Annotated in this window: 8 protein-coding genes; 5 read left to right on the top strand and 3 right to left on the bottom strand. The window is 35.5% G+C overall.

Translation table 11 applies throughout. The annotated features are described in order from the left end of the window. From Wcon_RS06695 to Wcon_RS06685, 3 genes are all read right to left on the bottom strand, one after another. Positions 1 to 545, bottom strand: a 545-nt coding sequence (locus Wcon_RS06695; protein ID WP_179947497.1) for an OTU domain-containing protein, incomplete at its 3' end; no start/stop codon positions are given. A 28-nt stretch (positions 546 to 573) separates the two neighbouring features. Beyond that, positions 574 to 927 (bottom strand): OTU domain-containing protein, encoded by a 354-nt coding sequence (locus Wcon_RS06690; RefSeq protein ID WP_114517663.1) that lies wholly within the window; start codon positions 925 to 927, stop codon positions 574 to 576. Between the two features lie 172 nt (positions 928 to 1,099). Continuing rightward, positions 1,100 to 2,374 (bottom strand): hypothetical protein, encoded by a 1,275-nt coding sequence (locus Wcon_RS06685; protein ID WP_114517662.1) that lies wholly within the window; start codon positions 2,372 to 2,374, stop codon positions 1,100 to 1,102. Positions 2,375 to 3,097: 723 nt separating this feature from the next. On the opposite strand from Wcon_RS06685, the gene Wcon_RS06675 reads away from it, so the two are divergent. From Wcon_RS06675 to Wcon_RS06655, 5 genes are all read left to right on the top strand, one after another. Beyond that, entirely contained in the window at positions 3,098 to 4,453 is a 1,356-nt protein-coding gene (locus tag Wcon_RS06675) for a hypothetical protein (RefSeq protein ID WP_114517661.1), read from the top strand. A gap of 9 nt (positions 4,454 to 4,462) precedes the next feature. Beyond that, positions 4,463 to 6,661 carry a hypothetical protein gene (locus Wcon_RS06670; protein ID WP_114517660.1) on the top strand — a complete coding sequence of 733 codons (2,199 nt, stop codon included), beginning with the start codon at positions 4,463 to 4,465 and terminating at the stop codon, positions 6,659 to 6,661. Between the two features lie 270 nt (positions 6,662 to 6,931). Further along, complete coding sequence (locus Wcon_RS06665) at positions 6,932 to 7,204, top strand: hypothetical protein (protein ID WP_147269166.1); 273 nt, start codon at positions 6,932 to 6,934, stop codon at positions 7,202 to 7,204. Further along, on the top strand, positions 7,161 to 7,361 hold the full coding sequence (locus tag Wcon_RS13050; protein ID WP_410543460.1) for an ankyrin repeat domain-containing protein: 201 nt from the start codon (positions 7,161 to 7,163) through the stop codon (positions 7,359 to 7,361). Before Wcon_RS06665 ends, Wcon_RS13050 begins: the two co-directional genes overlap by 44 nt. Before the next feature lie 84 nt (positions 7,362 to 7,445). Next, positions 7,446 to 9,413: a hypothetical protein gene (locus Wcon_RS06655; protein WP_114517657.1), complete on the top strand. Its 1,968-nt coding sequence runs from the start codon at positions 7,446 to 7,448 to the stop codon at positions 9,411 to 9,413. Positions 9,414 to 9,570 lie beyond the last annotated feature (157 nt).

Here is a 9,570-nt window from a genome sequence, read left to right as displayed (position 1 = left end):
TCTGTGTCCAGCAAAGTAGAAAAGCTCCCTAAGAAGAAGTGTGTAAAAAATCCTGCTTTTCCTACAGAGTGTAAATAAGATGGAATCTGATCCACAAATGACTGAAATCTCGGTTCAAAAGACTTAAAGTCTTCATCTTGCCGGCTTATACCGACTTCTTTACCTGCTTCCTCTATTAATAACTGTATTAATTCAAAATCTTGTGGCTTTCCTTTACCCATGACTTTTTTTAAACCTTTCGCAAGCTCTACATCATTATCGACAATACCTCCCTCAAGACCAAAGTTATAATGATTTCGTTTACCTGGTGCGCCAACATGAAATAACTGTATTTGAATATTCCCGTTGTCATATTGACTTCTAGTTGCACCAGAAACACTAATCCTTGCGCTAAGCATCTCGCTCATTGCTCTTATTTCATGCTCGCCTCCCCAAGTATTGGGTTTCCTCATGTTTTCTAAATAATTCTCAAAACTGCCTGTAACAAAACCTCTAAACTCGTTCTCATGAGAACTTATATGATCAACTACTCGGTTGCGAAACACGTTTCTCACTAAGTTTGCAAATGTATCATCATAATTGGCAGTACTTAAATTCCGGAACTAGACCTCTAATATGATCTAAATTTTGGGTTACAGCTCCTTCATTTCCAAATAAAGCTTCATACCTTTGTCGAAATAGATCATCGTTGTCTCTGGCAGGTATTAAGTAAGCCATAGTAACAGACCAAAATAAGCAACTACCGTCTCCTGGAACATCGATTCTTTTAAATCTACTTTCACTTTCGGAATCAGACCTCCGATAACGCTTAAATTGAGGAAATTCTTTAACTTGTTCTATATATTGTATTTCATCCGATAATTCGGCAACTTTTGAATTAACACCTTCTTTTTTTAGGTGATCTGTTGGATATTGTATCTTGAACATAAAGCCCCCTTCATTATATTATACTAAACTCAGTATATCAAGCTTATTATCAGAGATATCAACAATATAAGCTGTTCTTATCTATATGCTAACTTACGTATATAACATTTGTATTATAATGCAACACCTTTTTGACAAAAGCAAAAGTAGTAACAAGAAACCATCACCTGTTTTATAGAATTGCCCTATCTAACCCTAATTGCTCACATGCTTTGCTTAATTTAACCTTAGTTAAGCCGGTACTTAAATCACCTCTATCAAGTTCTTCAGTTACAGACTTTCCATACGCTAGAAATTTATTTAATGAATCAACATCTCTTTTCTCTAATACAGATCGTATATACTCCGCTTGTCTAGAATCCATAAATTTCTTGATTTGATCACAATTAGCTATATCTAATATGGCCCATACTGGCTCCATATAATCCTTTTCCACTAAAGGTGTTAACAAAACTGTGCGAAAAAGAGGGGATTTATCCTCTAGTTCTTCTCTTATCACTAAAGCACGATGACTGTCAAACCCTTCCTTCATCCACATATGCATAAAAAGTTTTACAATTTCATTCACATAAGGTTCTGAATGTTTCTTGATCTCCATATCTAACCAGATATTATAATCATCTTCTGAGACAGAATTTGGACTTAAGAAGTCAAACAATTTTTGAAATTGATCAAAGCGGAGTGCATCCTGTAGCGTATTTAAACTACCATAATAACCATTTTTAGCTAAGTCTCTTTTTAGAAGTTCTGGGTATCTATCAGGACTTATTTGGCTGAAATAAAACTCGAATATTTCAGGATAACTATTACAACGGTTCCCTGCTGCATATACCGCTGTCTTCATGAAGATTTCATCCTTTTTCTGTTCGCTCATCTCACTTTCAGGTAATGATTTTATTTTATTCCAAAAGAACTCTACTGCCTCTGCTTGTTTCAAACTCATAGCACAGTCAAGACCATACTCATACGGATGACGACCATTTAAATTTAGTTTAGAAATGTGACCGCTAACAAAATGTGACCAAAACTGCGCTAAAAGACCTGATCCGCAACACCCAACTAAGTGCTCATACTCCAACAGACTGCTCTTACCTTGAGCTGATAACCTTTTTTTTCTTTCTTCAAATAAAATAATAATATCTTCCTCTAAACAGCACCGACAGGCAATGGCATACTTATTAAAGAGATTACCTGAATCTGGCGCAATCAACTTTTTACCTACCACTTGCCTATCAAGCTTAACTCCGTGTAAATTGTCTACTTTTTTCCAACAATCTTCACTGGATAGTACTTGTGCAAGAAAATTGTGCCCCTTTTTACCACTCCTTTTGTGCAAATCCCAATTTGCATAGCACCAGCGTTCAATTTGAAAAAGCTTAGATGTTCTATAGGGATCATCCTCTTTAATAGACGAAAATAAAACTTTTGGAATATCTGAACGCAGCATAATCACCCCTCTATGAATGGAAAAACATGGAAACTAGTACACTTAAGCATACACCATAGTAGTCTAATACCATTTTAGGCAAGATATCCTATCTCTAAATTTTGTCAACCCCTAATTTGAAAAAATTTTTTAATCTGAAGTAATTTTTAAAAAAGGCTCTTAATAGGCTTAATATAAGGTCTTTTTTAAATTCTGTTTTTTATAAATCTACCTTAATTCTAAAATAAACTAATATTAATCTAGCAATATATTTCATTAATAACTTAAATAATACAACCATTTCCAGCGCTCAAAACCAAGGGCGGTGAGAATCTTTCGTTTTGGGATGGAATGGTCTACCACGTGATACATTCGAACTTTTATTTATAATAATTTTACTATACGCTAAAATCAGCTATATTGGCTCACTTTCACTAAATCTACGTACGAACTGTTTTGCCTAATTTTGTTGCAAAGATTTCAAAATTCCATTTTCACAACCCTATTTTTACTTGGCTTGTTCTCACAAATATACGATCTATTTTCTTTTTAAACAAAGTAAACATTTAAAATTTTTATGACGCTGAGGAGTATGGTATTTCCTGTAAATTCCAATAGAATTTTTATATCTGTTCAATATAGAAAATGTTTTCCATGAAGTTTTTTTTATCCTCAGTAATTTTAGGTTGTTATTTAATTCTAACTTTTACATAATCCCATAAATATTTTTATATGGAGAGTGCAATGCCAAGAATAACAGAACGTCATGCTGCAGTACTTAATAAGTTACAAAGTGTTATTGAACATACAGATTCCCAAATTGCTGCTGAAAGGCGTTTAGCTATTGAAAGATGGGTGAAGACCTATATTAGGCAAGTGAAATCTCTCGAAGGTGATAAGCTACAATTCTTATACAACATGTTTCGCGATGAGAGTTGTTGGTCGGGTGCAAAGTTGAATAACACTAGCCTAGGACAAAGGCTAACTGAAGAAAGCATAAATGGGATAGAAAATCCGTTTTCTAGATATAAAATGGCATGTAGATATTGCGTGAAAGAAAAAATTAAAGACCTTTTTCAGGAAAAGTTCGACCTTCACAAGAGCAGGTTTTCTCCTGATGCAGTAGATGATGATGGTGGACCTGCGGCCAGCAACGATAAGTATATAAGAAGTGATCTGTTAGACTCTATGGAAAATTATGATCCTGTATCTAGTTTTTGGATTGATAGAGAATCTGAAGAATTAAAATTAAAAGAATACAGTGATATAGATGGATTCCGAGAAGCTGTAGATCTTAAATGGAGCGAGGGAGTGGAATATTTCTATAACCGCTTAAACGAGCAAGAAAGAGAAGAGGAAATTATTAATGCGGTTATTACCTTGTCCACTGTTCAATGTAACTACAATCGTGCTACCGTTTTAGATTTTTGCCTGTATAAAATGGATGATCCAGCAAAACATGAGCTGTTGCTTAAGTTGTTAGAAAAAGATCAAGGAGTATATTCACTTCTTAATGGTTTGATACGTTGGAGTTTTCTTGATACAGTTCAAGATATAATGAAGCGCTGGTGCTATGAAGAAGTTTCAGTACCTGCAGACAAAATACTTTCACATCATGATTATGGACTCCTCCTTTCCTCGTTTTCAAATGTGATATTGGAAAATCCTGAGTTAAGTGCCCAAGCTAGATCAATTACTATGGATATTTGGAGGTGCAATCGCTTTAATGAGCATAAAAAGGCTGCTGTTTTTTCGAATGGTAGAGTCCCAATCAAACGCATGCTTGCCGGATTAATTGTAGATTGGGAGCGCGGTCGTGCTTCAGGTGATACTGGAAAAAAAGACGAGGTGTTAGAGATTTTACAGTTTGCAAAAAAGTATTGTACACAGGAGGATTTTGTGAGTTTTAAAAATTATTTAATTAGCAACCTAAAAACAGTTGGTAGAACTGGTATGAAGAGTGGTGTTGATTATGGTAAGCTGGCAGAAGGATTGTTTTCTGAGTTAGATAAGGTACCTATTCCCCACAGTGGCTTTGGTGATCCGCAGTCCATGTTAGAAGCCCCTGGTATTAGTGGTTCGTCTGGTCATAGTAAGTAGAGGTGTTTTATGCATAACAATGGTGAAAATATCGGATTCATTAGAAATTTGTTAGATGGAAATTGTCGGGAGTTTACAGAAAGGTTTGAGTCTTTCTTGGATCAATGTCCATCTTTCTTGCACTCGGTTGGTAAGGGTCGCTTTTTCCCTGCATTCTTTTTTGGTATGTTTGCTACTGCGTTTGATTCTGATGTTGCAGATAATGAAAAAATTTATTTTCGTTTTGACAATGATCCAGGTAGACCTAGAAAAGGAAATTTAAAGGTTGCTGTATTAACTAATGACAGAGATAGAAGAGGTTACAGAATTGTAAGATGTTTTACTATTGCCGATAGACAAAATAGTTTTGGTTCAAGATTTAGTCAGCAAGAGAAATTGTGGATAGAGAATAATTTACAACAGCAGAATGTTGCATTACGGGCTAGGCGGTTTGCATGGGAAGAGTATAAAACATTTGCATGGGCAGAAAATCAAGGAGAAGAGGAAGAAATAAGATGTGTAAAAATTCGTGAGGGAAATGCATTTACTGGAAATTCAGCATCTCCATGCGATGGTGGTTTTGAAGAGATCACCAGGACCTTTGGTATACAACAAGGTTTCCTGTCAGGTCTATTAGGAGATCTGGCAAGTAATAATGCAGATGATGTTGTTGATACTATTGATGATGTTTTGCAGTACATAATTAATCTCTACAATAGGTACAATCAGGTACTAGATTTCAATGGCAAGGAGTCAGACTATCATGGTTTTCTGTCAGGATTTTTGATGAATTTTAGGTATCGTCATACAGCTGGTATTTACCTTGAGTTATTTGTGGGGGGTGGATATACAGATATTACTTTTCTTGTACGTGGTGTACAACGATTGATAGATTCTGTTCCTATTATAATTGAACTCAAGGCAGGGCAAACAAGAGACAGATGTGCTGATCGAGCGTTGGCACAGGCTGAAAATTACGTTACAAGATGTCCTGTTTCATCTATATCCATCCACACCTCATCGGATGATGCTGTTTGTGTAGGATTAAATTTTGATTTAGATAACAACGAACGTTTACAGCTTAGTACTCAAAGCTTTTTGGAAAGAGAATCTTCTTTAGTAGAAAGGCTGTTTAATGGATCTATGGCCGAAATTCAAGAGAGTGTTAGAAACTATTTACTATATCCATCTTTTGGTGTGCCTGCTGTGCCTGACACTAGAGGTACTAACAGCAGAGTATTTTCCTACACAACTAGATTTACTTTTGCAAGTGCTGCGTTTGCAAAAAGAAGAATTGAGTTGGAAGATGGAAGTGAGGTATATGTAGATAAGTACTTGTTTCAATACCATGATGATGATAGGATGCGAGGTCGACATGGAGGAGTAGCACAAGTAAATGTTGGGGATCGTGCCTTAACTATGGTTTTACGAGCGTTATGGGCAGGAGAAGAAGGAGTTTTTGTGCTTGATATTCGTCACGCGTTAGCTCACCAATTTCCCCTACAAGGCCTAGACTTGTCACGTTGGCCAGATGCTAGAGTATATGAAGTGGTGTGCACATTGAATCCAAGTAGAAGAGCTGAGGATGATCTTGGTTTAGCCGTTAATGTGACACAATTTCAATCACCTGCCGATTATCTACAGCATAAGGGCAATCAGTCTTTTCAAGGTGAGCTTTTACCAGTAGGTGGTGGTAGTAATGTACACAACACTGCAAATGTCATGATGAATACCGGTTGGCAAGATGTGAATAGGCACAAGGGATTATTTCAAGCAATTTCTAATGTGCTATTTCCGTTAAAGTGGGTAGTGAATAGAAATAACGCCCAAGAGGTTGGGTTTCATTCTGTGTTGCACGGATTGTTTTATACTTGTAATAATCCTGCTAGGGTAATTATAGAATTCCAGTTGGGAGGAGGAGAGAAGATAGATTTGGTGTTGTTACGGTCTGTAGAAAGTGGAGGTGGTGTTCATCCAATTGGGATAGAGTTAAAGTTTGCTGGCACGGGCGAACTACAGGATAAAAAACAAGAGGCAAATAATCAGTTAAATAGTTATTTGCAATGTAGAGGATATAAGCGTATTACCGATGGAGACACAGTAGTTTTATCGTACGCTATATGGAATGATCGTGCGCAGAGGCCAGATACTCTTATATCAGTTAAGGATGTTCTTCGTATAAGGGACAACTTAGGACACAGTTCTGCAGATGATCTTCCTGGCAGATGAGGGTTATTGAGAATTTACATATCAAATTAAGTGTATAATAGATTGTACTGGTAAAATGTATATGGCAGTTTGCCCTAACATTTTCGAAGTTGTCCGGAAACAGCCTTGTTGCATAGCTAATTAAGAAGATAGCAGGCTCAAAGTCATATGAAGTTACAGTAGGAGAACACAACTCTCTAAAAAACACGAAAATTAGAAAAGTTATGCTTGCATTAGCTTTTATTCATGCTAATTATTGTGCATAATATATTTATAGATTGAGGGAATATGGTGTTAGAATATATCTTAGAGAGTAAGCAGGTTTGTGCAAAAAAGCCATTTGGTGGATTAGCTACTGAAGAACAGCATGATGATGAGTTTTTTGGTGCGGAAGATAATAATAACAATTATGCAACTATTAGTGAGAGCGATGGTGAGTGGAGTCCTGTACATCATGCTGCTCTAGGGAATTACAGCTGTATAGTTGCACTTCTATCTGATACCACAGGATCTAAGTGGGATGACTCCTTTGCATTTAGATGCACTAAAAGTTCTACTAGATAACGGAGCAGACACTAGTATACAGGATAATAATGGAAATGTTGCTTTGCATTTTGCTAACCTTAATAACAGCCAAGCTCTATTGCAAGCTGCAGAACCCAATGGCAACATGAACAATGTGAACGTGGAGAACTTATACGGACCAGAAATGGGTAGATGAAACTATTAAGCTGGTAGACAGGATGTTTTTCTTGTTAATTTTCGCTTGCATGTTACAATAAACATCAAAGATGAGGTACATGCTATGAGTAGTGAGGTAAAAAACAAGCGATGTGTGGAATACGCAGAACAAACTAGCTCAAAAAGTTATTATTCTTCAGAGTATCGGGATTCACAGCCAAATACTGCTCTAAGCAATTTAAACTCAGGGGAAGACTCGAACTCAAGCTATGATTCAGATAACCCTTTGACTGATGAAGAGAGTTTATTGGTTGAAGAGTTTTATAAGGAAATGGAAAATAGACAGGAGAAAAGTAAGCAAAAGTATAAGGAAATTAAAGAAGAAATTACACAAAAGTATAAAAAAGATTGGACAAAGGATGATCTAATAGAAGAAATTATAAGAAAGTATGGAGAAGATTGGACAAAGAATGCTCTAAAGGATGATCTAATAGAAAAAGTTATACAAAAGTCTGGAAAAGATTGGACAAAGGATAATCTAATAGAAGAAATTGCAAGAAAGTATGGAAAAGATTGGACAGAGGATGTTCTAATGGAAGAAATTATACAAAAGTATGGAGAAGATTGGATAAAGGATGATCTAATAGAAGAAATTGCAAGAAAGTATGGAAAAGATTGGACAGAGGATGATCTAATAGAAGAAATTATACAAAGGTCTGGAGAAGATTGGACAAAGGATGATCTAATAGAAGAAATTATAAGAAAGTATGGAAAAGATTGGACAGAGGATGATCTAATAGAAGAAATTGCAAGAAAGTATGGAAAAGATTGGACAAAGGATGCTCTAATAGAAGAAATTATAAGAAAGTATGGAAAAGATTGGACAAAGAATGCTTTAAAGTATGCTCTAATAGAAGAAGTTACACAAAAGTATGGAGAAGGTAATACTCTAAGGGGTGTTCTAATAAAAGAAATTACACAAAAGTCTGAAGAAATTTGGGTAAGGGGTGCTCTAGAAGAAATTAGATGTGTAGTAAATAATTATCTTAAAAAGGGAATAAAGTTGAACTCATATTGTGGCGACAATGGAACAACTGTAGTGAATTTAATACTTAGGAGAGTGCTAGATGTTCTTGAAGAGGTTACAGAAGTAACCTCTGGCAAATTTATTTATTATAGTGAAGATCTAGCAACAGATGAAGAAAGTGTGAGTATTATACAAGATATTGTTAAAAATTTACTATTAAAAGGCGGGAAAGTGCAGCGAGATTTTTTCTATAACGATAGGATATCACATGCAACTATGGGATTTATAAATCCTCGTAGTAAAGGGTTTCATGAAGATGAAGAGAAAGAGTTTGATAAATGTCTTTTTGGTGAATGTAAATACATTATGGATCAGCTAAAAAGTGCTGCGTATGAAAGCATTGTGAACAAAAACAAACAAATTCAAGATGAGTTAGAAATAAGCATAGATAATATATATTCTCATATAAAGTATCCACAAGGTAGTATTGTTGAGGTTGTAAAAATTACAAATGAATTGGAGGTGGAAAATCTAGAATTAGAAGTCTGCGAGTTGGAGATAGGAGAAAGTAAAGTAATAGTTGAATTTGAAGAAAAAAGCAGAAATTACACTGACATTGCAGGTAGTGACGGTATAGTGTTAACTTTCTACACCAGCTTGGGGGAGTTAGAAGTTGAATTATATCTTGATGAGGAGGATGAAAATCTCATAGGGATAGAAGTAAGAGATCAAGAAAAGTTAGAGAAATTGAAAAGCTGTAACGAAGAAATAGGGGAAAATTGCTTATTAGGAGGTTTATCAGTTAATCAAGCTATAAAACAAGGGTATTTTGAACGATCTAGAGAGCTTTGTCAGTCTTCTGAAAGAGTTAGCTTATCTGAAAAAATTGAGGAAGCAGCATTGGAAGCAGTAAAAGATTTAGAGTATGGCGATATAGTAAACTCTTCGTCAAATTCCTGTAGAGAAGGTTATGCAGAAAATCAGGGCGCTAGTATCAACTCAAGTCACTCAGTGCAGCATAGCAAGTCAAGTGGAAATAGGAGAAGTACAAGTGCTCTAGGTTAAAATAACAGATTTTTAGGCAAGGCCAAGGGTTATAAATTACCTTTCTTCAAGCACCGATTTTCGAGATTACAATTTTATTTACCTCTTGTGAGTAGCTCTCTACAGTTGGAGTTACATTAAATTCTACTATGTTTTTATCCAAAGTTACATCATTTAC

It is taken from the genome of Wolbachia endosymbiont of Cylisticus convexus, assembly GCF_003344345.1.
Note: the sequence above shows the minus strand (reverse complement) of the source record. Positions and strands in the feature narration are given on the sequence as shown.

Coding starts and splice junctions, on each gene's coding strand:
- Wcon_RS06690 (WP_114517663.1), bottom strand. CDS start 927: ATGTTCAAGATACAATATCCAACAGATCACCTAAAAAAAGAAGGTGTT.
- Wcon_RS06685 (WP_114517662.1), bottom strand. CDS start 2,374: ATGCTGCGTTCAGATATTCCAAAAGTTTTATTTTCGTCTATTAAAGAG.
- Wcon_RS06675 (WP_114517661.1), top strand. CDS start 3,098: ATGCCAAGAATAACAGAACGTCATGCTGCAGTACTTAATAAGTTACAA.
- Wcon_RS06670 (WP_114517660.1), top strand. CDS start 4,463: ATGCATAACAATGGTGAAAATATCGGATTCATTAGAAATTTGTTAGAT.
- Wcon_RS13050 (WP_410543460.1), top strand. CDS start 7,161: ATGACTCCTTTGCATTTAGATGCACTAAAAGTTCTACTAGATAACGGA.
- Wcon_RS06655 (WP_114517657.1), top strand. CDS start 7,446: ATGAGTAGTGAGGTAAAAAACAAGCGATGTGTGGAATACGCAGAACAA.